20 protein-coding genes and 1 pseudogene are annotated in these 24,749 nt (G+C 42.2%); 6 read left to right on the top strand and 15 right to left on the bottom strand.

Annotation, left to right across the window (positions count from 1 at the left end; genetic code table 11):
• Positions 1–6 precede the first annotated feature (6 nt).
• Both DP117_RS20925 and DP117_RS20920 read left to right on the top strand, forming a co-directional pair.
• On the top strand, positions 7–777 hold the full coding sequence (locus DP117_RS20925; RefSeq protein ID WP_169220184.1) for a hypothetical protein: 771 nt from the start codon (positions 7–9) through the stop codon (positions 775–777).
• Entirely contained in the window at positions 701–2,269 is a 1,569-nt protein-coding gene (locus DP117_RS20920) for an AAA-like domain-containing protein (protein WP_348983006.1), read from the top strand. The genes DP117_RS20925 and DP117_RS20920 overlap by 77 nt, the downstream gene beginning before the upstream one ends.
• A gap of 344 nt (positions 2,270–2,613) precedes the next feature.
• Here DP117_RS20920 and DP117_RS20915 read toward each other — a convergent pair whose 3' ends face one another.
• The 3 genes from DP117_RS20915 to pyrH form a co-directional block, all read right to left on the bottom strand.
• Positions 2,614–3,738 carry a geranylgeranyl reductase family protein gene (locus tag DP117_RS20915; RefSeq protein ID WP_169220183.1) on the bottom strand — a complete coding sequence of 375 codons (1,125 nt, stop codon included), beginning with the start codon at positions 3,736–3,738 and terminating at the stop codon, positions 2,614–2,616.
• A gap of 458 nt (positions 3,739–4,196) precedes the next feature.
• Positions 4,197–4,745, bottom strand: coding sequence for a ribosome recycling factor (gene frr, locus DP117_RS20910; protein WP_169220182.1), 549 nt, complete (start codon positions 4,743–4,745; stop codon positions 4,197–4,199).
• The gene (pyrH, locus tag DP117_RS20905) at positions 4,732–5,460 is read right to left on the bottom strand and encodes a UMP kinase (protein ID WP_169220181.1); all 729 of its coding nucleotides are present in this window, start codon (positions 5,458–5,460) and stop codon (positions 4,732–4,734) included. The genes frr and pyrH overlap by 14 nt, the downstream gene beginning before the upstream one ends.
• Before the next feature lie 375 nt (positions 5,461–5,835).
• Here pyrH and DP117_RS20900 point away from each other — a divergent pair, with 375 nt between their 5' ends.
• On the top strand, positions 5,836–6,948 hold the full coding sequence (locus tag DP117_RS20900) for an alpha/beta fold hydrolase (RefSeq protein ID WP_169220180.1): 1,113 nt from the start codon (positions 5,836–5,838) through the stop codon (positions 6,946–6,948).
• A gap of 90 nt (positions 6,949–7,038) precedes the next feature.
• Here the strand turns inward: DP117_RS20900 and DP117_RS20895 are convergent, their stop codons facing one another.
• Positions 7,039–8,445, bottom strand: coding sequence for an LCP family protein (locus DP117_RS20895; protein WP_169220179.1), 1,407 nt, complete (start codon positions 8,443–8,445; stop codon positions 7,039–7,041).
• Between the two features lie 1,402 nt (positions 8,446–9,847).
• On the opposite strand from DP117_RS20895, the gene DP117_RS20890 reads away from it, so the two are divergent.
• Entirely contained in the window at positions 9,848–11,125 is a 1,278-nt protein-coding gene (locus DP117_RS20890; RefSeq protein WP_169220178.1) for an AI-2E family transporter, read from the top strand.
• Here DP117_RS20890 and DP117_RS20885 read toward each other — a convergent pair.
• The 3 genes from DP117_RS20885 to DP117_RS20875 all read right to left on the bottom strand — a co-directional run bounded on the left by DP117_RS20885 (position 11,094) and on the right by DP117_RS20875 (position 14,856).
• Positions 11,094–12,422, bottom strand: a complete 1,329-nt coding sequence (locus tag DP117_RS20885) for a serpin family protein (protein ID WP_169220177.1) — start codon at positions 12,420–12,422, stop codon at positions 11,094–11,096. The two genes, DP117_RS20890 and DP117_RS20885, sit on opposite strands and share 32 nt — an antisense overlap.
• A 471-nt stretch (positions 12,423–12,893) precedes the next feature.
• Positions 12,894–14,486: a S8 family serine peptidase gene (locus tag DP117_RS20880; protein ID WP_169220176.1), complete on the bottom strand. Its 1,593-nt coding sequence runs from the start codon at positions 14,484–14,486 to the stop codon at positions 12,894–12,896.
• A gap of 94 nt (positions 14,487–14,580) precedes the next feature.
• Complete coding sequence (locus DP117_RS20875) at positions 14,581–14,856, bottom strand: hypothetical protein (RefSeq protein ID WP_169220175.1); 276 nt, start codon at positions 14,854–14,856, stop codon at positions 14,581–14,583.
• A 137-nt stretch (positions 14,857–14,993) separates the two neighbouring features.
• Here DP117_RS20875 and rpe point away from each other — a divergent pair, with 137 nt between their 5' ends.
• Positions 14,994–15,701 carry a ribulose-phosphate 3-epimerase gene (gene rpe / locus DP117_RS20870; RefSeq protein WP_169220174.1) on the top strand — a complete coding sequence of 236 codons (708 nt, stop codon included), beginning with the start codon at positions 14,994–14,996 and terminating at the stop codon, positions 15,699–15,701.
• Positions 15,702–16,054: 353 nt separating this feature from the next.
• Here rpe and DP117_RS20865 read toward each other — a convergent pair whose 3' ends face one another.
• The 8 genes and pseudogenes from DP117_RS20865 to DP117_RS20830 all read right to left on the bottom strand — a co-directional run bounded on the left by DP117_RS20865 (position 16,055) and on the right by DP117_RS20830 (position 22,066).
• Positions 16,055–16,774: an HpsJ family protein gene (locus DP117_RS20865; protein ID WP_169220173.1), complete on the bottom strand. Its 720-nt coding sequence runs from the start codon at positions 16,772–16,774 to the stop codon at positions 16,055–16,057.
• A gap of 38 nt (positions 16,775–16,812) precedes the next feature.
• A complete protein-coding gene (locus tag DP117_RS20860; RefSeq protein WP_211176240.1) occupies positions 16,813–17,463 on the bottom strand; it encodes a cyanoexosortase A system-associated protein in 651 nt (216 codons plus the stop codon).
• Positions 17,463–18,323 (bottom strand): cyanoexosortase A, encoded by an 861-nt coding sequence (gene crtA / locus DP117_RS20855; protein WP_169220171.1) that lies wholly within the window; start codon positions 18,321–18,323, stop codon positions 17,463–17,465. The genes DP117_RS20860 and crtA overlap by 1 nt, the downstream gene beginning before the upstream one ends.
• 100 nt (positions 18,324–18,423) lie before the next feature.
• The gene (locus DP117_RS20850) at positions 18,424–19,143 is read right to left on the bottom strand and encodes a PEP-CTERM sorting domain-containing protein (RefSeq protein ID WP_169220170.1); all 720 of its coding nucleotides are present in this window, start codon (positions 19,141–19,143) and stop codon (positions 18,424–18,426) included.
• Positions 19,144–19,608: 465 nt separating this feature from the next.
• Entirely contained in the window at positions 19,609–20,133 is a 525-nt protein-coding gene (locus tag DP117_RS20845; protein WP_169220169.1) for a hypothetical protein, read from the bottom strand.
• Positions 20,134–20,199: 66 nt separating this feature from the next.
• A complete protein-coding gene (locus DP117_RS20840; RefSeq protein ID WP_169220168.1) occupies positions 20,200–20,640 on the bottom strand; it encodes a hypothetical protein in 441 nt (146 codons plus the stop codon).
• A 520-nt stretch (positions 20,641–21,160) separates the two neighbouring features.
• Positions 21,161–21,343 carry a CsbD family protein gene (locus DP117_RS20835; protein WP_169220207.1) on the bottom strand — a complete coding sequence of 61 codons (183 nt, stop codon included), beginning with the start codon at positions 21,341–21,343 and terminating at the stop codon, positions 21,161–21,163.
• A 296-nt stretch (positions 21,344–21,639) separates the two neighbouring features.
• A pseudogene (locus DP117_RS20830) lies at positions 21,640–22,066 on the bottom strand (hypothetical protein).
• 295 nt (positions 22,067–22,361) lie between these two features.
• On the opposite strand from DP117_RS20830, the gene uvrB reads away from it, so the two are divergent.
• Positions 22,362–24,365 (top strand): excinuclease ABC subunit UvrB, encoded by a 2,004-nt coding sequence (gene uvrB / locus DP117_RS20825; protein WP_169220167.1) that lies wholly within the window; start codon positions 22,362–22,364, stop codon positions 24,363–24,365.
• Positions 24,366–24,749: the final 384 nt, after the last annotated feature.

Raw genomic sequence — 24,749 nt, 5'->3', positions numbered from 1 at the left:
CTATTGATGTCCTCAGTTCGGCACTTACAGCAAAGACAGGAAGAACTTCAAGCACAGTACGAGCTGCTAAGCCAGAAGATAAAGCGCTTACGGGTTGATTTTGCTATCCAGGCAAGTACTTTGGTGGCTTATCAGCTAGAAAAGGAGATTGAGCGGTTTGAAACAGAACGCGATTGCCTCCATAAGCAGATTCAAATTATCGAAAGGTCTTTAGAAAATGAGCGAATACATAGCGAATTATTTCGCCTAAATTATGTACAGCAGGTGCGGCTGTTTCGAGAATTTATTCAAGAAAAACGAATAGGAGCTTTTTTGGTTCATGGCTTGCCAGAACACGGTCAAATCTTTCTGCTCAAGCGCTTATTACACGCAATTCCTGACAGTACCATAACTCCGCCAATCCAGTTTCACCTCCGCCGCAGGGCTTTGAGAACGGATATTGCTGCTTTGTGGCGAGAGCTAGGGCGTCAAATGGGAGTACAAAACTTCTCATCCCATGAAGAGATTGCTAGGAATGTGGTAGCTCAGTTGCAAACCCAGCACATCATCTTGGTTTTTCACGACTTTGACTGTATTGGCGAAGACTATCTGCACGAACTGCTTTGCGACTTCTGGCTACCGTTGGTAAACTCAGTTCAACAGACAATCTACCCAAGCAACGAGTTTTTTCTCCTCATGTTTTTAGTTGACGATGAAGGTTGTGTCACCAATTGGAAAGGATACGGTTGTGCGAAATGCGCTGTTGAAGGAGTTAAAGAGGAATTCTCGCTTTGGTGATAAGCGGATTAATGAACTGTCTGATTTTTTACTTGCTTATGTGCAGCAGCAGCTTGACAGCCATGATCCAGATATACGAGATTTTGCTCAGGTTCAAAGGTGGACAGCATTAGCGTATACGCAACCGAGTGAGGCAGCGCGGGAAATTGCATCTGTGCTTGCAGGCTTGAAATTGGAGGACAAAGCTGAGTGGATTCGCATGGCATCTCTGGTAGAAACTTTTGCAGAGCCGTTAGCAGGATTTGAACCGTTGATGACTTATACTCGTGGCATGGCTAGCTTAGCCCGTGGTAATACGGCAAAATCAGTAGCTGAGTTAAGTCAAGTTGATAGACATGCAGACAGGCTAGAAGTTGCGGGAGTGAATTTATCTATTCCTAAATTTATACTCAGACAATTATCACTCCCTATTTTAGAAAATCCTAAAGGTCTAGTGCCCTTGAATTCTACCTTCTATATTGAGCGTCCACCTATTGAAAATAACTGTTGCGAAGCAATTCTCAAACCTGGTGCTTTAATTCGCATTAAGGCTCCTCAGGAAATGGGTAAAACCTCGCTGCTATTGAGAATTCTTGAGTATGCTAACCACACCGGTTATCATACAGTGAGCTTGAACTTGCAGGAGCAAGTTGATCAAACTATTTTGAGTGATTTGAATTGTTTTTTGCGTTGGTTGTGTACTAATATCTCTCATCAGCTTGAGCTTGAACCAAGATTAGACGAGTATTGGGATGAAGATATTGGTAGTAAAGTCAGCTGCTCCCTTTATTTACGAAATTATGTGTTAGAGCAGATTGATTCTCCTCTAGTTTTAGCATTGGATGAAGTACACCAGATTTTTGAACATCCACAAGTCGCAAAAGAATTTTTACCTTTGTTACGTTCCTGGTACGAAGATGCCAAAAGACAACCGATTTGGCAAAAGCTGCGTCTTATTGTGCTTCACTCTACTGAAGTTTATGTTCCCTTGCAGCTGAATCAGTCTCCATTCAATGTGGGTTTGCCGATTGAACTGCCAGAATTAACTAAACCACAAGTGCAAGACTTGCTGGAGCGACACGGACTGATTTGGGGAGAGTTAGAAGTTGAACAATTAATGAGACTTGTGGGAGGACATCCCTATTTAATGCGGGTAGCACTTTATGAAATTGCTTGTGGCAAGATGACCTTAGAGAAGCTGAAGCAAGTTTCTCCTATAGAGAAAGGGCCTTACAGCGACCTCCTGGACCGCCACTTGCAGAATATAGAAGAGGATGTAAGATTAGTGGCAGCGATGAAACGAGTGGTTACAGCAGATTCTCCCGTGGATGTGGGAGCAACGGAGGCGTTTCAGCTTCGTAGTATGGGGTTGGTGAAACTTCGTGGGAACGCAGTAATGGCTTCGTGTGATTTGTATCGCCAATATTTTCGTGATTGCTTAGATGTTCCCAGATTCCGCAGGTTGGTTAGCAAAAGAGGTAATATTTTCGGCAAGCAGCACCAAAAAAGCTGAGAATTCAGCGCCTTTCCTCAGTCAACTTGATAATTTGCTTGACTTGGGCAACTGTCACTACATGAATTGACATAAAACAAATGACGCATGACTAATAGACCTTTCAAGAAACACAGGGGTGTAGGGGTCTTGCAAAAATGCTATAGCAGTGGACAGAAATCTTAGGACATCTGGGAAAAGCTATCGGAAAGGATAAGCCAACAACCTTCGTCCTAATCAGCTTGGCTACTGCTATAAATGTGTAACGTTGAACGAAGCGAAACATCTCGTGAGATTCCTCACTTCACTGCGTTCCGTTCAGAGTGACATTTAGATTTTTTCGACTTTTGCAAAAAGTCTAATAACTACCCACCAAAACCAGGAACAAGGCGCTTAAGAGCTCGACCAGTCACCTCACTGTAACGCAATTCACCACACAAAAGTTTACCCATAATCTGGACAGATGACACACGCTTAACCCCCACCTTGTAACCAATACCGGGAAAACGGTAAAACGCCCCAGCTAATTTCTGCGCCCAAGCCATATCACTACCCCATTCTTCGTTGATGATGTCAGTGTAATTTTCCAAAGCGTTGATATCACCACCCAAGGCTTGGTCAATCGCTTCTGCTGCTTTCATCCCGCTAAAAATTGAGGGGCGAATACCTTCTGCTGTGAAGGGATCAACGACACAAGCAGCTTCCCCAGCTAAAACTGCATTTTCAGTGTGCAACTTTTGATTGCCATTCCACAAGCACAAAGCATGTCCATACTGCTTACAGATTTTGATATCCACACCAAACAAACTGCCATACTCGTTCAAAATGCTCTTGAAATCTTGAGCCTCACCGCCACCAACAAATGTCCCAATTCCAATAGAATATCCATCTGCTTTGGGAAAGTTCCAGAGATAGCCATTTTTGACTAAGCCAAATTCAAAGTGAGCAATGTGACCGTTCCCCACTTTGGCTTGTGCTTCTGCTTCTAATGCTCCTGCTAAACGGCGTTTGCGCTCTTTGAAGCCTAGGAATCTTGCCATTGGTCCTTTTGCGCCATCAGCAGCAATTAAGTAACGTCCACGAACAGGTCCGTTTGCTGTATTAACTTGCCAAGAGTCACCTTGAAATTCAATACCTGTCACTTCCGTATTATCTTTTAGTTCAGCGCCTTGCTTTTGAGCTTGTTGAATGAGAAAATGGTCAAAGACATCGCGCCTAACCATCCAAACTGGTTCAGGAGTTCCGATTTCAGCTTCCACGGGTTCCTCCATGTTCCAGGTGCAGCGAATTGTGGTTGCTTTGATGGAAATTGCAGGGCTAAAGTCAAAGTCAAACCATTGGGCGATCGCCGGCGAGACTCCACCTCCACAAGGCTTATATCTTGGCAAGGTTTCTTTTTCCAGAACTAATACTGAGCGTCCCCGCTTAGCTAAATGATAGGCGGCTGTTCCACCTGCTGGTCCTGCACCGACAATAATACAGTCGTACATATAGCTCTTGTTTTTGCTCCTGAACTTGTTAGCTTCCCAGTTTTTTTTACCTAATCTTCGACGTTTTAAAAAACTCCAATAAATAAATTATTCCGCTTGAAATGGTTAACTGTGTACAGTAGACAGTTAATAGTCAACAACCAACAATTACAATCGGATATTTTTTATTTGGAAGTCTTTGATAGTTTGCTGTTTCAAATAGTTTGGAATTTATTTATATGCTGCAAATATTCTGTTGAAAAAACTGTAAGATGCACTGACGCAGTTTGTTATCTTGTATACACGTACAAGAGGAGACGTGGTGACATATTGATTGCTAGACGAATCTGACAAGGGAGAGTTTTTCTTGGAATTTTCCGATGTTTGATTTGTCTTTTTGTCTTCGTATCCTCTTGCCTGATGTTCTTTTGGTCTTTTTTGAACCGCGTCTCCCTGATGAGTCTTTTCGTGTATTTTTTCTAGACAGTGGTGATGTCTTTTTCTTTTTCTGCCAATAACTCGTCTACTTTGGCAGTGTACTTATTTGTCAATTTTTGCAGTTTATCCTGCTGATCACGTGATTCATCTTCAGAAATTTCGGCGCTTTTTTCTAATTTGCGAATTGTATCTAAAGTATCACGGCGGATATTGCGAATAGCAACGCGTCCTTCTTCAGCATACTTGGCGGCGATTTTAACTAATTCTTTACGGCGATCGCTCGTCAAGGGCGGAATGTTAAGCCGGATTAACGAACCATCATTGCTGGGCGTTAAACCCACGTCTGACATAGAAATTGCCTTTTCAATCAAATTTAAGGTGTTGCGATCGTAAGGCTGAATCAGAATTGTTGTAGAATCTGGCGTACTGATATTTGCCAGTGATTTTAAGGGCGTTGGCGAACCGTAGTAATCGACGCTGATCTTATCTAATAAACTCGCATTAGCGCGACCAGTGCGAATTGTGTTAAAAGCTCGTTGAGTGGATTCAACGGTCTTTTGCATTGTACTCTCAGCTTCAGCTAATTTCACAAGAACCTCCCACAAGCGTGCCGATGGACTCTCCCATGACTGCTCGGCGGATGTTACCCCGCACAGTTAAGTCAAATATAAGGATAGGGATATTGTTTTCCTTACATAAGGCTATCGCGGTACTGTCCATTACTCGTAAATCTTTTGCCAAAACGAGTCCATATGTCAAGCTTTTGTAACGTTTGGCGTCTGGATATATGTGAGGATCAGCATCATAAACGCCGTCTACCTTGGTGGCTTTAAAAATCACTTCAGCTTCAATTTCTGCGGCTCTCAATGCTGCTGTGGTATCGGTGGTGAAGAAGGGATTTCCAGAACCAGCACCAAAAATAACCACCCGCCCTTTTTCTAAGTGACGGATGGCACGACGGCGAATATACGGTTCGGCGACTTCTTGCATAGAGATTGCCGTTTGGACGCGTGTCTGTACTCCTATTCGTTCTAATGAATCTTGTAGTGTCATCGCATTCATTACCGTAGCAATCATCCCGATGTAGTCAGCGGTTGCTCGATCCATGCCCGCTGACGCCGCTTTGACGCCACGGAAAATATTTCCGCCTCCAACGACGATAGCAGTCTGAACACCAGTTGACACCACCTCTGCTACTTCTTCAGCTATTTCTTTGACCACTTGTGGATCAATTCCATAACCCATATTGCCCATGAGGGCTTCACCACTCAGTTTAAGTAAAACCCTTCGGTAATGTGTTCCCATGAAGTTACGCTTGATTAAAATTAGTTATTACCTCCAATTTAAGATAGCAACACAGTGTCATTCTGTCTCTAGTTTCTCTTTACTAAAGAAGTATCAATTGATTCAATTTCTCTTAGAATGAATTTCTTAACCTTACAACAAAGAGGCAAGTCCATGTGCAAGTACGCCACAAGCAGCAATGATGCAAACAAGGAGTGCGTGCATTCGGTCCTTAGCGTCCGTTGGAGCGCGCTACTGTGAGTGAGCTGCCCAAAAGCCGTAGCTTCACACTTCGGGCTAACCCTTCCTAAATTCTGAACTACTGCAACAATAGAAACAGTCATACCTACGGTATGCGGCTGCATATCTACTTCTTGTACTCATTATTAATCTCTCATGACCACCTCTGCTTCCACTCCAGCATTGACCTCAACAAAAACCTGGATTTGGCAAGGTTTTCCTATTTGCTACCAAACCCAAGGAACCACTGGACCTGCTGTTATCCTCGTGCATGGCTTTGGTGCTTCTTGGTGGCACTGGCGGAAAAATATCCCTGTGCTGGCACAACACTGCCGTGTTTATGCGCTTGATTTGATTGGCTTTGGTGCTTCGGCTAAACCAAAGCCGAATGAGAGGATAGTCTACACAATTGAAACTTGGGGACAGCAAGTCGCAGATTTTTGCCGTGAAGTCGTGGGTGAACCAGCTTTTTTGATTGCTAACTCTATCGGCTGTATTGTGGTAATGCAAGCGGCGGTGATGCTGTCCGTTGCCAAGAGTTGTCCGAGCAAAGCAAAGCTTCGCTCGGAACTTCGGGAGGTTTTCGAGGACACAGCACAGCAGAATTTCCAGCGCCAGAACAAGCGTGAGGGAAACCCGTCATTCGTACTGGTTCCTCCGGAAGCAACTGCCGTTGGCACAGCTTCTTTAGAGGAAATACCCGTAACGGTGAATGATGCGGAAGTCTTAGGAGTTGTGTTAATCAACTGTTCCTTACGGCTGTTGCATGATCGCAAGCGGGCAACTTTACCGTGGCATCGGCGTTTTGGTACACCAGTACTCCAACGTGTATTATCTGTCAAATCAATTGGTAACTTTTTTTTCAATCAAGTTGCCAAGCCCAGAACAGTACGGAAAATTCTCCTGCAAGCCTACGCTAATTCAGAAGCAGTGACAGAGGAGTTAGTAGATATACTTACTTCCCCAGCACGTGATCCTGGGGCTGTCGCTGTTTTCCTTGCTTTTACCTCTTATTCCTCAGGTCCTTTACCAGAAGACCTTTTACCTCAATTGCCCTGTCCTGCGATGATCTTGTGGGGAGCGGCGGATCCGTGGGAACCAATTGAATTGGGCAGAGAATTAGCTAATTTTCCGCAGGTGCAAAAGTTTATTCCTTTAGAAGGTGTTGGGCATTGTCCTCAAGATGAAGCTCCTGAGGTGGTGAATCCAATTATCCAAGATTGGATTCGGAAGCTCACACAACAAGCACAAAGAAACGCTAAAGGATGAAAACAGTCGAATAGCAGAATTGAGAACTCAAAACTTAGAATTGAGAACAACTCTTCTCCATTCTGAGTTAATGAGTTCTGAGTTCTTTGCTTATGGTTGAACAGGGTTTTCAAGGATTTTCCTGTTTTGTAACCAGTCTTTACCCACTTGGATACTGATATCAGAAGCGAGATTACCAGTGCTTTCTACCCGCACTTCTCCAAATCCTAAAGTGTTACGAATTGATTCAGCACTGTTACCATCTCCTTGTTGGGCAACAATATGAGTCACTTTTAGAGGTTCGCCCCAGCTTTTGGCTACATAGATGTTGGTATAGCCAACTTTTTGCAAAGCTCTAATCAACGTTTGAAAGTTGACATTATCTTCACCTGTGCTGTTTTGAATTGCGACTTGCAAAGATGCTGGGTTTACGACACCAGATGTAGAATCTGTTTGCACATCAAAGTACTGAGACATCATGTTACTGATGCGCTGGTTATCTGGAATCCAGTAGCCGCCTTTTTGACCGAATCGGCCAGGTAGCATTAACATTTGCATATCAGAGCGCTTTGTTCTTAGCCCAAAACCTACCAATGCTCCTAGCTCCTCAAGTGTCAAGTTAGTATCAATGTGTTCTTTAACGACGTTCAGAACTTTGGGCAATTGAGTGACGATCGCGGGCTTGAGAGATTGCTCCATTAGTGCTCGCATGACCATTTGCTGCCGCTGAATCCGACCAATATCGCCATTTTCATCATGTCGGAAGCGTAGAAGTTGCAGTGCTTGATCGCCATTGAGATGCTGTTTTCCTTTCTTCAAATTAATATATAAGTGCTGAGAGTCATCCTGATATTTCATATCCTTGGGTACGTAGACTGTTACTCCACCCAAGGCATCAATGAGTTTACCAACTCCCAACACGTTAATCCGCATATAGCGGTCAATTCCGACATCGCCTAATAAGTGACTGGCTGTTTTAGCAGTTAAAGCTGGTCCACCAATTATATTGGTAGAATTAATTTTTCTTATACCATATCCATCTATTTCTGTACGAGTATCTCTGGGAATAGAAAGCATCATGACTTTTTTGTGCTCTGGATCAAATCTGGCCAAGAGCATAACGTCAGCAAGACCATCAAAGGAGTTGACTTGGGGCAGATATCTAAGATTTTTAGTTTCAGTCGGAGGGTTTCGCACATCAGGAGGAAGTACGCTCATCCCCATGATTAAAATGTTCACGGGGCGAGTTAATTCTGAAAATCGCAGTCCATTTCCAGCAATGCGATCGCCATCAAACACCGCCGCTTCATCTGGGCTTAAAGCAGCTTGCATTAAAGGTGTACTTGTTAAAGAAACCGCCAAAAGTGCTCCTGCGGTTGCTGACACCATTGCAATACCGCTCATACCCACCCAAAACCATAGCCAACGTCCAGACTTGTGAATGTTGGCATTTTTATCACTTGGGTTGTTAGTATCTGTAGAATAGTCTTCTTGCGCCGAAGTTTTTTGAATAGTCACGCTACTCCTCACACTTGCTGAATAAAATCTGGAAAATCTACTGCTATGGAAACAGATAAATTAACCCATGATAGCTAACTCTTAGATTATCAATGGTATATTTTACACACTGTAGTGTGAACCACAACACTTATTGGAGTAATTCTCTTCTTTGTTTGGTAAATCCGGAGAGCTTTTCTTGAAGTATGACAATCTCAAAAGAGATTTGACTAGATCTGTTAGGAAGAAAATGCGTTTTTTTTGGCAGCTTAAGTAGAAATACTGTCATTTGTCTTACTCTCTAGAGAATGATCACAGATATTTGCCAAGCACTCTTTCGGCAAAGCGACTCACAAGGGTAGCAATCGCTTTAATTTGCCTTGAACTATATAATTAATTAACAAGATACTAATCAAGAACTCTTGTGATGTGGAAAGTTATTTAAACAAATCAGACGCTATGTTAAAAACTTTTAAGTTGCTACTCCAGTTTCTAGTCAGAGGTAAGCCAAAAGTCAAGTAAATACTAAAGTCATTGACAGACAACTTTGAGCAACTTGTTCCCGATATTCGTGACGGTGGTAGAGCATCCATAGTGACAATTGTGTAGATAAATAACTTTATAGGCGAGATGGTTAAGTGTTAACCATTTTAAGAATTGTCAAAGAATTATCAAGAAAGGCTTCGGGTAAGAGGCAGCGGGAGCTGAAGGGAATACTGTCTCCTGCCCTGGAGCCCGTGACCGTTAGCTGCGCGCTCCTGTTAGGGGCTAGAGAACAAGGGTCTAAAACCCCACCGTCTATACGGGAGCCAGTGCGGTCTTGGGGTCTCCCCAAGTAGAGCATCTGGCGTTGCTTAGAATTGGTTGGGGTCACCAATCCCCATCCAATTGTTCCTTCTGCCACGCCAGATGACAAAGGCTGTGCGGGACTGTCGCGGGGTCTAACACGTAAAAAATCTGGCAGCCTTTGTCTGATTGATCTATTTCCAAGACGAGTACGCGTGGTAATAAGGTGAATCCAGCGCCGTGCGGAGAGCAGCGCCTTGCGGGGGTCTCGCCCCCCAACCCCAAAGGGGACCGGTGAAGCCCCCAACCCCAGAGGGGACCCCTAAGCCCCCCGTTGAGGCGACTGGTGGAACGCGCAGCGAGACCGGAGGTCTTCCCCGAAGGGCTGCCAGATTTTTAGGGGACAAATGCGTCGGGAAACTAAGCGTCGAGCACTGGCTCCTTTATGCCGGGGAACCCGTCCACCGCACTGGCTCCTCTGCCCTCAGCTGCCGCTCGCTCGCTGCCTTCTTCAATATCCAGGATTTGTCATTAAGATGAGTGCAATCTCAAACAAGAGGGATGAATGATAGTAATGTAGTCAGGGATAATAGGCATTAAAGAATAATTTTATTGAGTTGTATCCGACAATTGGCAGATGCAGACACGCAAGCTCTTAAATTGGTGGGAGACACTAACACCCCTATCACGATTCTTGGCAATCGCTCTGTTCACTCCACTACTAGTGCTCAACGGTTGGGCGATTTCAGCAATTTTTCATTACTTCGACTCGCTAATCGTTGTTTTAGTCGGAGCGTCAGTGCTAGCATTTCTGCTAAACTACCCAGTCAGCTGGATGGAGCGTCAAGGCGCTAAGAGAGAGCAGGTTGCGATCTTAGTCTTTCTCGTCGCTTTGTCTATTTTACTGGCGTTGGGTGTCACCCTTGTCCCACTTGCTCTGACTCAGGCTCAGCAACTGGTGGCGCGCATACCAGAGTTAATTGATTCTGGGCGTGAGCAGTTGATGATGCTGAATGAAAAAGCAGAAACTTTCAGTTTACCGATCAATCTTGATGCTTTAGTTTCACAAATTAATGATCGTGTCAAGGGACAATTGCAGGCGATCGCTGGACAAGTTTTAAATTTGGCTGTCATTACAGTCACAAGCCTGCTTGACTTTATTTTGACAATGGTATTAACTTTCTATCTTTTACAGCATGGGGATGAGCTGTGGCAAAGTTTAGTTTATTGGCTACCTGTTAGATTCCGCGAGCCTTTTTCACAGACAGTACGCCTTAGCTTTCAAAATTTCTTCATTAGCCAGTTAATTTCATCCACTTGTATGGCGTCAGCCCTGATTCCCATCTTTTTGTGGCTGAAAGTGCCATTTGGTTTACTCTTTGGCTTGACCATTGGTATTATGGCGCTTGTTCCACTTGGGGGTTCTGTAGGTATTGCTCTAACGACGTTGATAGTAACACTACAAAATTTTTGGATGGGGGCAAAGGTATTGATTGCTGCGGTGATTGTGCAGCAAATTTTGGAAAACTTTATGGCTCCGAGGATTTTAGGTCGTTTTACGGGTTTAAACCCTGTTTGGGTGTTAATTTCAGTGGTTTCGGGTGCGAGAATTGGTGGACTTTTGGGTGTTGTCGTAGCGGTACCCACTGCTGTTGTGATCAAGACAATTTTAATTGCTGTACGTCCTTCTTCTGCGTCCAGTAGCAGTCATGATGTAAATGTTCTTCCTCAAGAAAGTACAGAATCTTGCAATACGCAAAATTATGATACTGCTGGGGATAGTGTAGTAAATTGTGAGGCTCATTCCGGTGAGGTAGCTGCACCCGTGTCTGTTGAAGCATCGCCTCCAACTGCTCAAACAAATCATCCAGGGGTAAATCCTTCTAAGAGTGTGGCTCCACAATTGAACCCATAAACAAAATGCTTCCTGTTTGATTATCCCGAATCGCACAAAAGAAGGGACGGTCAACAATCATTCGGAATGCCTTTGGTGGTGACAACTGAGCTGATAATGGCATAATTTCTACAGAAGTAGCAGCAGCAGCTTCTGTACCTTCTTCATTGACCTCAACAAAAGTTTTATGCTTGACTTCGCTCATTTTTAAATCTTTACCCATAGCGGAAAAATTTGCTTTGTTGCTAAAAGCTTCAGCCATACCTAGAGCGCCGAGAGCATTATTGAGTGTAATGTCATAGTCCATCTTAAAACGGGGTAAGCGAATAAACCCTTCTCGTTTGCTGAACTGACTCATCCAATTTTCCCAATTCTCTACTTTCAGGTTTTGATAAAAACCAACTAGACTAGAGTTTCGTTTAGGCAAGAAAACATAGAAACTAATATTACCATCTTTACCATAAGGTAAACTAACTGCCTGAAATTGTTGATTTTCATAGTATTTATAGTCACCTGATTGTGACATCATTGGATGTTGTTTTTGTTGACCAGAGGAGAGATAGAAAGGATATTCTGCTGTTTGCTGTTTATCAAATTCATTTGTCCAGCTACCTTTAAAATAGATCGCATTGATGAGATATAACACTTGGCTAGGCTCTATTTTTTCAACTATCTTACTGATTTTTCCACGTGTCTTCTCATTAACCCATTCATTAATAATGCTAGGAGCACCAGTATCTGTGAAGTTTAGATTGGTAACTCTAGCTGCATAAAAATCTCGATTTCGTTGCAGAAAATCAGGATTAAAGCTAGCCTCTTTACTTGCCCAAAGCGAATTAGCAATTGTTAATTGCACTTTTGGATCTGGGTTTTCTAATAAATTTTTCAACACCGCGTTAGAGGAATTAATTTGTTGTAAACTCAACTCCTTGAACTCCAGTGCTTTAGCGATTGCTTCTTTTGTACTGCCACTGGCACCATTGTAAGTCATAGCAAGAGCGAGCGCGACACTAGAAGGTGACACAAAAATGTTTTTGTTATTGTCGTTTTTTAAAACTTCAGAAAACAGTTTAAAACCAAACTTTGTGTTGGCGGCGATAAGTTTACTATCAAGATTTGATGCCGGTTTCGGTATAGGAGATTCTGATCGAGGTAGACGCGACTGAGCAAAAGCACTTGTGCTACTATTAACTTGAGAGCATCCTATGACACTCATTAAAACAACGCTAGCAGCAGCCAAAACGTAACGTCTGCCTAAACGAACTCCGTAACGTCTTTGCAGGAAATTTTCCCGGGCATTGCTAAATTCTTGCTTCATTTTCTCACCATGATTGCCAAAGTCTTTGTTTTGACTATGGCATCTCGGATAGCCTCACATCTGAGCGGTTACAGTTTTGGCAACAGTGATTGTACAGTTTTCAATTTTCTTTCGGAAAACGTCAAATTGTGCTATAAATCAATAAGTATTAATAACTAATCTTCAGAAGAAATAATTGTGTTTATCACAATCCTCAAATTACGATTTTGTTGAAATTCTAAGTCTTATGCCTAGTGGGTAAGTAAGTAGGCACGATTAAACCGAACGATGTTAACTTATGTAAAGCGCCAAAAACCTTTTAAAAATAAGCTTTTAAGCGATTTACATTTCTTAATTTAGTTGTGTTTTTTAGCGCCCACCTACTTAGGGCTTTGGCGATAGCTAGCCCCTTAGGGGGCCTGCGCTAACGCTTGCCTTACGAGCGCTTTGCGCACGCTACGCGCTTTTTGCAGATCGCCCTCATCAATGCTTCTATTTCACGGGTGCAGTCCACCAGGCTAAAGCGTAAGGCTGAGTGGCTTCGTTGACTTTTTGGCGAAATTGAACACGGATTTTGTAGTTTCCTGTTGCAGGAACAGGGCAGAAGATATGTTCTACACTATCGACTTCACTAACTGAGGAACAAACAGCATCAGGATTTCCATTCTTTTTATCGGCTTCTACCAGATGAAGGTCGAGGTTGTTTAAGCCGCGATTGCGAAAATCCTCTCCGGCGTCAAACTGACCGTTTTTATTCCTATCGTTTAGTTCTACTAATCTATCCCAAGTTAAGGTGATGGAAACAAAACTCCCCTGCCTTAAGGGTTTTGCTAACTCATATTCTACAAATGCTTCGGCATTGACTGTGCGATAGTCCCAACCAATAGCTGGTACAGTTTGCGCTGGATTCCATTGAGCTGCACTAAATTGTTGATAAGCACGAAACGCGTTCAAATGACCAGTTCCCATTTGTGAATCTAAAGGAATTTTTGGATCTTTGTATGCATCAGAAGCCAACCAGTCTTTATTTTGTTTATCAATGAGCGTCCGCGTCATTCCTAAGCGCAAACCGTCACCATGATCTTGAAGTTTCTCAGCTGAGTTAAGCAGCACTGCTTTCATCACTTCATGTCTGCGAGAATCAATACTCCAGTTGGGTCGTTTTATGCGCAGTTGTCTATCACCAAACTCCTGTAACAGAGCTACTGTAGCAGTGACTTGAGGCGCGGCAAAACTAGTACCAGTGACTTTGTTCTTTTTCCCATCTGGATTGATTAAGGGAATGTTATTCCCAGGAGCAACGATACCAATAGCACGACGCGGACCAAGATTAATCTCCTTTCCAGCAAGCCGTATCGCCAGTCCTTCACTGACAGCCGCCAAATTAGAAACATCAACTTTATTAAAAATTCCTCCTCGACGGGATGAAAAAGCTACGTTCACTCCGTTATAATTATCAGTAGGTATGGGAATACCGCCCTTTCCCTGATTACCGGCAATAATGTAGAAAGTTTTGTGAACGCGACTAGACCAGTCAATACATAAAGTGAGTAAGGCATTGCCATCTAAAACAGGCTCTGGTCGTGGATCACGGTTTAAAGGTTCACCAAAGCTAAAGTTAATTGCGCGGATATCTTCCCCATTTTGTTGCGCTATGTGCTGTGCAGACAAGCATTCTTCTGGTTGACCTAAGCTTTTTCCATAACCCACAGCAGATGAGTACAATCGCGCTCCTGGAGCAACTCCAGGAAAAGCTTTATCTGTACTGACCATGATACTAGCGACATTGTAGGCGTGGGGGTCAACACCGCTATTAGACTTAGCAACTCCATTGCGTAGGAACGCTCCTGCTAGGGATACTGAGCGATTTTTAGAGACTGCTTTATCCAAGCCAAATCTACCTGGACGCCCAATCTCTACCTGACCAATAGCAATCTTGCGACCGATTAAATTATATGGAAGTTGGTGTAGTCTTAGAGCATCGAGACCGTTAGTTCCAAAAGGAGATTCTACAGCGGCAAGTACTGGCACACTCAAGCAGCAAGCACCTAATCCCCAAATAATCCAAGTTTGTTTGTTCGCCATAGTCAGTGATAAATCATCAGTTGTTATTTATGAGTTGTCAGAAACTACCACTAAGGGGAGACCGTAAAAATAAAATCAAGCGCCGTGTTTTACGTTAACGGGTTGGTGACGAAGGATCTAGATTTGACGGTGAACCAGTCCTTGATGAGGGTTTCCAACGCCAGATGCTCCACTTGGGGAGCCAGCCGCGTGGGCGGGGATGCCGACTTGAGCGGTCTGGCACCAGACCCCAAGACGAGCCACTGCTGCTTTGAGGGTTTCCCGACAACAGGCATGTGGCGTCCGCACTGGCTCCTCCGTAGGGAACTGGTGGAACGCGCAGCGAGACCGGAGGTCTTACCCGATAGCCTTCTGGCGTGGCGTCAGCCATAGGGCTGGGATTTTATTTCAAGGCAAGTGCCTAACCAATCCCCACACATAAAAAAGCAGGGATCAAATAGATGAGCGCTTGCTCAAGTTTTGTTAAAATGCTGACAGACGAGGACGCTTTAAAACCCACCACTAGCCATGACCCAAACACAATCTCAAAAGCCCATTGTAATATCTCCATCCATCCTATCAGCAGATTTTAGTCGTCTAGGAGACGAAGTGTGTGCTGTAGACAAGGCTGGGGCAGATTGGATTCATATCGATGTAATGGACGGTCGCTTTGTACCTAATATTACGATAGGTCCTCTGATTGTGGAGGCGATTCGCCCAGTGACACAAAAGCCTCTGGATGTCCATTTGATGATTGTGGAGCCAGAAAAATACGTAGAAGATTTTGCGAAAGCAGGTGCTGATATTATCTCTGTTCATTGCGAGCACAACGCTTCACCTCACTTGCACCGTACTCTTGGTCAAATCAGAGAACTTGGCAAACAAGCTGGTGTCGTACTCAACCCATCAACTCCACTGGAACTTATTGAGTATGTCCTAGAGTTGTGTGATTTGGTGTTGATTATGAGCGTCAACCCTGGTTTTGGTGGTCAAAGCTTCATTCCTGAAGTCGTGCCAAAAATCCGTAAGCTGCGTCAAATGTGCGATGAACGTGGTCTTGATCCTTGGATTGAAGTAGATGGAGGACTCAAGGGAAACAATACCTGGCAAGTTTTGGAAGCTGGGGCTAATGCAATTGTGGCTGGTTCAGCCGTATTTAAGGCTAAGGATTATGCTGAAGCAATCACTGGTATTCGCAACAGCAAGCGTCCCACTCCACAACTAGCAACCGCTTGAATAATTGAATAACGAATAGTTTTCTCGTTCCTTGCCTCTGACAAGGAATGCATAACTCTGGGCTGCTGCCTCAATATAATCTATATAATCACTTACAAAAAACTCGGTTTTTAAAAACCGAGTTTTTTTATCAATGAAGAGGAGAAAAAATCTCTGGACATCCGTGCGTCAAAATCAATGAACAATGAACAATGAGCAATGAAGGAGTCAGGAGTCAGGAGTCAGAAGTCGTGACGTCAGTCGTCGGAATTCTTTATTTCTTCCTTCTGAATACTGAATTCAGAATTGCTGAATTCTTCTTCAAACTGGTAACTGATAACTGATAATTGATAATTGACAATTGATTGGTCATATCAATTTCTTGCCCAACGGGTTCCCTTCCAAATACTGATAAATAAAGTTCCTGCAACCACAGCACCAAGATTCCACTTGACAGAAGTTTTAATCAAGTTTAAACCTCGAAGAGACTGAGTTGCTTCTGCTTGATTTTTTATCTGTTGTTTAGTTTTTGAAACTTCTGATAACAATTGCTCTTTTAATTCTTGAGGACTTTTATTATTATCTATTTTGCGACCTTGGCTCTTTAAAAATCTATTTATCTGTTCGGGTGAGGCTTGACTCACTTGCTGTTCCAATTGTTCAGCTTGAGATATTTGTTGAGTCGATACAGTTTTAACTTGAGCGACATTTTGATTGCTTAACCGAATGGTGTTAGTCAGTCCTAAAGGTATCAGTAGAAAAAATAATATCCCAAATAATAAACTTAACCAAGATAAAAACTTTAAAATAGGAATCTCCCATTTTGTTCGCGAATGTCGCTCCCCAAAAAAGACTAAAACTAGTCCGATTAAAGGCACTGCGACCTTTTCAACTAACGCCCCGATTGTTTTAAATTCCCAAGCGGGATTCATAAAGTTGGGCGGGATAAACATCTCAATGATGTCAAACAATGCCAAGCACAACAAACCATAGCCCAGCACTCGTACTATAGTCATTGAGCCTAGCTGACTGAAGGCAAACTCTTGTAGTTCTTGAACTATAGGAATGAATTTATCACTATTTGATTTTGTCATTTTGCTAACAAAGTAAACCAGAAAGAATTGACGATAATTTAAGACTTGGGAAAGCGTGGTTTCCACCACCGATACCAAGAGAACCAAGCGTTTTCTAAAACTTGGTAAGCTGCTTTTGGCGAAGAATTCTTTAAGGGAATTGATAAATGTACCCAAAGACAACGATTGTCTTGAAGTTGTTCCTGACTCAATACCCAAGACAGTAGACGTTGAGGTTTGATTGCTTGGCTGTACAGATTTTGGCGAAATTGCTCATTGGTAAATGTGCTACCGCCTTGAGGGTTGATACAAGCACTTAGATAAGCTCGTTGTTTTTCCACTCCCAAACCATAGTAGCCAACTCCTTTTTGCTGACGAACAACACTAGAAGAAGAGATAAAGCTAAAATCTTCGAGAAATCTAACAACATCTCCATCCTTCAAATAACGCATTTCGATATCTAGAAGTAGGTTATTGTTGATGTATCGATAATGCTTTTGAGCTATGAGTTTGTAAATATTTTTCGTTTTGATTGACAGTGGACGACTGTTCGTAAATTGCCATTCTGCTAAAGGAACCTCCTTAGGAAATATAAACGAAGTTACTGTCTGTTTATCTTTTGTGGGAAGTAATACTACACTTCCTAAAACAAAGAGCACACCACTAAGAGTGAAAGCCAAAACTGGTACGCGGGATTGTTTCCAAATCATCACTTTGATGACTCCGTGGCGTCTTTATTTCTTAATTCAGACCTTCCAAGATAAAACCAGCAAAATAATCCAAAAAGTAACACCGCAAACAGTGAAAATACTAAAGAGCCATCTCCGTCATGCCAATAATCAAAGACTTCCATATGTCCTTGAGCAACTAAGATAGCCATCAGAGTCACTCTTAGAGCATTCACAATAAACGCCAAAGTGCCAGCTATAGACGGTATCAGAATTCTCTGTTTCCAATTTTGAGGAAAAATTAACAAAAAAAGTAGAGCTAAGCCTAGTAGTTGGAATATCAGCTCTATTCCAGAACAACCAGAATAAACTTCTACGCTTCCAGTAGGAAGATAAATTAGAGTTCCTTTTCGAGCAACTTCAAAACCTGTATACCAAAGAATGAAAGCTACAACTTTGGCAGTCACCAGTGATATATCAAGCGAAGAAGGTAATAGTTTAGGTACACCAAGAAAAAAGAGAATGAGTAATTCTCCTTGATATTGTTTTAATCCCTTAAAACCAGAAGCAAGCAAAGCAAGAGCAATGGCAAAAATGACTGGTGAAAGATACAAGAAAATACCAAAACTTGTAAGGGATAAACTCTTTATGAGTAACAGCGCAATCAGTGTGAGAGCAAAGAAACTAGAAAAAATTCCACTTTCTAGATTTAAACTATGACGCTTTTCCCAAACTAGAGAAGATATCGCCGCCCAAAATAGAAAAGTCATGCCTAATAGGCTAGAATTATTAGCTTTCATGAGCAAAACCAGGTGAATTGCAATTAAGCCTGCTCCTATAGCTAATAACCAGAACTGAGGATATTTGAGTTGTGAAACTACAGTGAGGTGGAAAGCTTTCATGTCGTCATGTCATGATGACTATAGCTATTAGCCAGGAGTTTCTTACCCCTGGCTAGTGATGGGATGGGTTCAGGAAGTTTATTCTACCTGTGTTGTTTTCCTACACTTTTGCAGTATCTTTTTGTTGCTGCTTGTATTTACGACGCAGAGCAACACCAAAGCTACCTGCAGCTAATGAACCTAATATGGTTAGAGGTTCGGGAACGGGTTCAGTTTCGTAAGTGAAGTTATCTAGCGCAAATTGCGTACCACCTCCACCGTAACCTGCATCAACGCCACCAGACGAGGTAAATCTTACATTGTCAATGTCAAGGAAGTCCAAGTTATACTGTGTAGACGCTGTGGAATCAACCGTGACTGTTTTTGAATACAGTAATTCCTCACCCAGGAAACCCTCTACCAGAATGTTTAGACCATTATTCCAAGCAGCAGCGAGATGAACACTGTTTAAGTCATACTTACCATTGTCAATACTTACAGTAGCAGGATTTCCTTCTGAATTGAACGCAACGTTCGGTGCTGACACAGTTCCATAGCCATAGCCAGTTGAAGCCAAAGATGAGCTGTCAAGAGAATGAAAGTTATCCCAATTCAAACCCGCGTAGCCATTAGGGATAACATCACCATCTGATGTTGTTTGGATATCATCAAAAGTTACAACAACCGCCTGCGCCTGTCCTATGCTTATAGTTCCTGCTCCTATAGCAAGAAATGTTGCTATGGTAGTAGCCTTCAGCAACTTCTTTCTGACATGAAATCCCGTCAAGAGTGCTCCAGCACAAGCTTTACGTAACTTTCTTCTAGCCTGAAATCGAGTCATTGAACTCACTCCTATAAATAGGTAAAAGTTGATGGTAGATTTACCCTGGAGTGAGATTTGCAAGTACCTCAAAACGATTGCAAGGAAAAACGCTGCAATGAGTCACGGTCAATTGATCGCACACCTGATGATCAAACATCTAAAATATTAATGGCAATTCCTACACTTGCTTTTATTGTTGAGGTACTAGCGGTGTTTTGAGTAATGATTTTGAGACATCGTAGTGATAATTTTTACTTTTCAGAAGGGCAAAATCAACTAGCTCTCTTCGTCTTAACGCAAAATTTAAAGTTGTTGATGTTATGGGTAAACATTCAATACGATAAAAAGTTAGTGTCCATAAAGCTTTCAGAGGATTTCTCATCTCAACCACTATATAAAAATTTTGTAAATTTTATACTAGTAAATAAAAAAGGTGGACATTATTTGCCCACCACTAAAACCGAAGAACCCAACAATCAACTTTTATCGGCGGTGACTACCTAACCATTTAGCTGCAGCTATACCTAAAATGGCTGCGACAACTGGATTGCTGAGAAACTTGATGATACCAGGTTGCTCTGCTAGCACTTCGCGGAAGATATCGGGATGATTGTGATAAGCGAAGGACGCAAGTTTACTAACATCATCAGCGCTCATGCGACCAGGAACGTGGGTGGAAAGACCGAGTTGCTGCTCTAAATGGCGATCATCTAATCCTCTTTCCTTTAAATGCTTGAAGAAGGCGCGGGCGACATCATCCCGTTCATTCGGTTTAATTTGAGAAATTGCCTTCTGCAACTCTGGTTCCATCTGGTTGCTGGGAATATTGTCATGATGTAAAGACTGACCAAATAACTGACGGCGTTCTTCGTGTGTTGAGCGTTGAGCAAAATCGTCAAAATTATCGTACTCTGTTGTTGAAGCGGCTGGAGCATTATCTAGAGATTCGACATTTCCTTGAGCCAAATCTTTCATAATTTGACGTTTGTATTCGTCACTGCTGCTCATTTTACTTATCTCCTTTTTGTGATCAAACTTTTGTCAAACTTTTAAAATCAATTTCAAATCTATGCTCTAGGTGTACTGAACTTGATTTGTTTGCACATCATATTGAGCTGTCAAAATCAGTTTCTTATCTGGCGCATAGACTAAAACTTTCAAGTCTTGATTGGGAAAGTTCCGGCGAAAACCTTCGAGCAAGGATTTCGTTAACAGACGTACGTCATTAGGAGAAACTTGAGAGGAAATGACAATGCCTAATTTGTTGTTGTCACGCACATAAGCGTCTGTAATTAATCCCTTCGAGGTCTGTACCACCCAGTTACCAAAACTTTGTCCTGTTGGGGTATTTCCTCGCTCTAATTCTCCATAAGTGATATTTCGACCAACAGCTGGTGGGTTGCTTACGCGGTTGGCTTGTGTCGCATTGCTACCGCCACAGGCAGTGGTCAAAGTTAATACTAAAATCAAGACACAAGCTATAACAATTTTGCGGCTCTGCTGAAGCAGACTCATGTTTCTTACCTCCAAGAAATCATTTTTCAATTAAATAGAAGATTGTTTTAACAGTTACCAGTTATCAGTTATCAGTTTGAAGAAGTATTCAGTATTGCTGAATCCAGAATTCAGAATAGAAGAATCAATTAACTCTTTTATTCTGACCGGAGGCTCTGCGGTGAAGCAGCGCTCTTGGTAGGGTTTCCCGACAACAGGCGACTGTGAACCCGAAGGGCTGGTGGCTCCGCTCCTGACTCCTGACTCCTGACTCCTTCACTGTGTACTGTTCACTGTTCACTGTTTTAATTTCATTTAATCAAGTTTATATTTTTTGAATGTCTATCAAACGGCTGAGTGATAAAGTTACAAGTTGTAAAAAAACCACATAAAAAATAAAGTCCGCGTCAGCGGACTTTTCCCCGCGCTTTAACGATGCGCATTAGTTGAGATGTCGATTCTCACTGTTAGGTATTTACTTTGAGAGATGCACTCCTATCAAACACATAAAATTGTACAGATAGTACAAAAACTACTAGTTCTAATCAAGCGCTTTCTTAACGTTATCTTTTACATCTTCAACGCTGTGACGAACTTCACTTTCAGCTTGCTTACCTTTACCTTCTGTTTTATCTTTTGGATCGCCAGTTACATGTCCTGCAGCTTCTTGGATTTTACCTTCTACATTTTTAGCAGCAGCTTTTGCACGTTCTTCTAAGCTCATTTTAACCTCCAAATTTTTCGTTTCACTTACAAAGTTATTATTTATTGGCTTTGTAAGTTTGATATTGTTTGTTATCACTATTACAAGTTAGCTTAATCTTTTTCCTTCAGCCTTCCGCCTCTAGATACATTGATTATCTATACTAAAAGAGAGAGAAAAATTCACTCTTCTGGTTAATCGCACTTTGTTATACTCAATAGAGTTAAACATCTCAAAAATACAGCCTATTTGATTCATAAAAAACCCGGTTTCCTTGCGAAAACCGGGTTGATAATGTTATGTGTACAATTTTTAATTTAATCAAGAAAACCCATCAGAGATTCTGAATCGTCAATCGTATTTGATGCTACTGGGCGATTACCCATAACAGAGTATGTTTCAGAAATGACGAGATCACTAGAACCAATTGGACGACTTCCAGACAGGTTAATGGTGTCAACGACTTTGAATGTATTTGCAGCAATTGGGCGGATACCCATTAAATTCATTGTCTCTACAACTTGCAAATCACTGGAACTCACCGGACGTATCCCAGAGATAGCTAGTGTGTCATGTACTTCCAGTTTACCTGGCAATTGTACATGCGTTGGCTTATCACTGTTGTGCTCGACTGTCTCAAAACTTTGACCCTGATTGTTTTCCATTTCCACAGTACCTTACTCCCTTAAGCTTCAGACTTTTTTGCCGAGGACTTCTTGCTTTACCAGAGCTTGTTATGCTTATAACCTCTGACCTCTGCATTGTTAACTTATTTTACAATATTCTGGGAAAGTTAAATTTTTCCTTAATGTATTCTCAGTTTAACTTTAAAAAATCTTGCGTCAGTACAATTCTTTTAAAGATTTATATATGAAATACAAATATTTTCTTTTTATAAACTTTGATAAAGAAATATTGCATATATCCGCTTGAAATTCAAAACTAACGACGAAACTTATTGGTTAAGGTTAGTAAAAGATTTCCAACTTTACAGAAAGCAGCACATTATTGCTTTGAATACCAATCCTTTTTAACTTCTATGACGCAATTTAATCTTCAAGCTCCTTTTCAACCTACAGGCGATCAACCACAAGCGATCGCCCAACTCATCACTAGTGTCAATGCCAATAATAGGTATCAAACTTTACTTGGTGCGACGGGAACGGGAAAAACTTTTACCATAGCATCAGTGATTGAAAAAGTCGGAAAACCAACTCTGGTTCTTGCTCATAACAAAACTCTCGCCGCACAGCTATGTAATGAGTTGCGAGAATTCTTTCCTCATAATGCAGTTGAGTATTTCGTCAGTTACTACGATTACTATCAGCCAGAAGCCTATATTCCTGTCACTGATACATACATAGAAAAAACGGCTTCGATTAACGATGAAATTGATATGTTGCGACACTCAGCAACGCGATCGCTCTTTGAACGTCGCGATGTAGTCGTTGTTGCATCTATTAGTTGCATCTACGGTTTAGGAATTCCCTCAGAATACCTCAAAGCAGCGATTCCCTTTCAAGTCGGGCAAGAAGTCAATCAACGGGAAATACTGAAATATTTAGTATCAGTTCAGTACAGTCGTAACGATGTGGAATTGGGTCGCGGACGTTTTCGCGTCCGGGGTGATGTCTTAGAAATTGGTCCAGCGTATGAAGACCGAATTATCCGCGTGGAGTTCTTTGGTGATGAAATTGACGCTATTCGCTACGTTGATCCTGTGACAGGTGAAATTATCAAGAGTGTGGAAGCGGTGAATCTTTACCCTGCGCGTCACTTTGTGACTCCTGAAGAAAGGTTAGAGGAAGCTTGTGATGCGATCGCAGCAGAACTCAAAGAGCAAAAAGCACAATTAGAGGAAGCTGGGAAATTACTGGAAGCGCAACGTATAGACCAGAGGACGCGTTATGATTTGGAAATGTTGCGTGAGGTGGGTTATTGCAACGGCGTGGAAAACTATTCCCGTCACCTCGCAGGACGCCAAGCAGGCGAACCACCTGAATGTTTGATTGATTATTTCCCGAAAGATTGGCTGTTGGTTATAGACGAATCTCACGTCACCGTACCACAAATACGCGGAATGTATAACGGTGACCAAGCACGGAAAAAAGTGTTAATTGAGCATGGATTTCGTTTACCGAGTGCGGCTGATAACCGTCCGTTGAAGGCTGAGGAATTTTGGACAAAGGTGAATCAGTGTATTTTCGTTTCTGCTACTCCAGGAGATTGGGAACTACAAGTTTCTGAAGATCATGTCGCACAACAAATCATTAGACCAACTGGAGTGCTTGATCCAGAAATCATTGTCCGTCCTACAGAAGGACAAATTGATGATTTGTTGGGCGAAATTAAAGACAGAGTTGATCGCCACGAACGAGTACTGATTACAACCCTGACTAAGCGCATGGCAGAAGATTTAACCGAGTATCTGCAAGACAATAGTATTCGGGTAAGGTATTTGCATTCTGAAATTAATTCGATTGAGCGAATTGAGATTTTACAGGATTTGCGTGATGGTAACTTTGATGTGTTGGTTGGTGTCAACTTGCTGCGGGAAGGTTTAGATTTACCAGAAGTTTCTCTTGTCGCAATTTTAGATGCTGATAAAGAAGGCTTTTTACGTGCAGAACGTTCTCTGATTCAAACGATTGGAAGAGCAGCGCGTCATGTGCGGGGACAAGCAATTATGTACGCTGATAATTTAACTGATAGCATGATCAAAGCTATAGAAGAAACTGAGAGGCGTCGCAATATTCAAATCGCTTATAACCGGATGCATGGGATTACACCGCAACCAATTGTGAAGAAAAAATCGAGTAATGCGATTTTGTCTTTCTTAGAAGTATCGCGACGATTAAATGCAACTGAGTTAGACACAGTTGAGCAACATATAGATGAATTTCCTTTAGAAGAGATTCCAGGATTGATTACTCAACTGGAAGCGCAGATGAAAGAGGCGGCGAAAAAATTAGAGTTTGAGGAGGCGGCTAAGTTGCGCGATCGCATTAAGTTGCTACGGGATAAGTTGGTGGGACGAGAATAAGTGCTGCATCAGATCACTATGCTGGTATCTATTTATTTCATGTCGCTGGATAAGTTTACAGTAGCCATGAAACTCAAACTTTTCCAAGCTGACACTTGAAAGCTCACAATCACTGACTTTTTTCTTGATCGCATACAGATGAGAATCCAATTGAGCGGGGAATTGTGAGTCCTTTTTTAGTAGTGGTGAATTAGCCGTCCCAGACTTCACCACTAACAAGCAAGAGATTTTTTGCACAAGAAGGGAGCAAAGTAATGTCGGAAAACTTGGAATCAACTAAGCCTGAAGATCTGACTCAATTCGTCGGCAAGCATTTCATCTATACTTACGATAATGGCTGGCAGTACGAACTATATTTGACATCCTCCCCGCCCTAAAAGGGAC

It is taken from the genome of Brasilonema sp. UFV-L1, from assembly GCF_012912105.1.
GTDB lineage: Bacteria > Cyanobacteriota > Cyanobacteriia > Cyanobacteriales > Nostocaceae > Brasilonema.
Note: the sequence above shows the minus strand (reverse complement) of the source record. Positions and strands in the feature narration are given on the sequence as shown.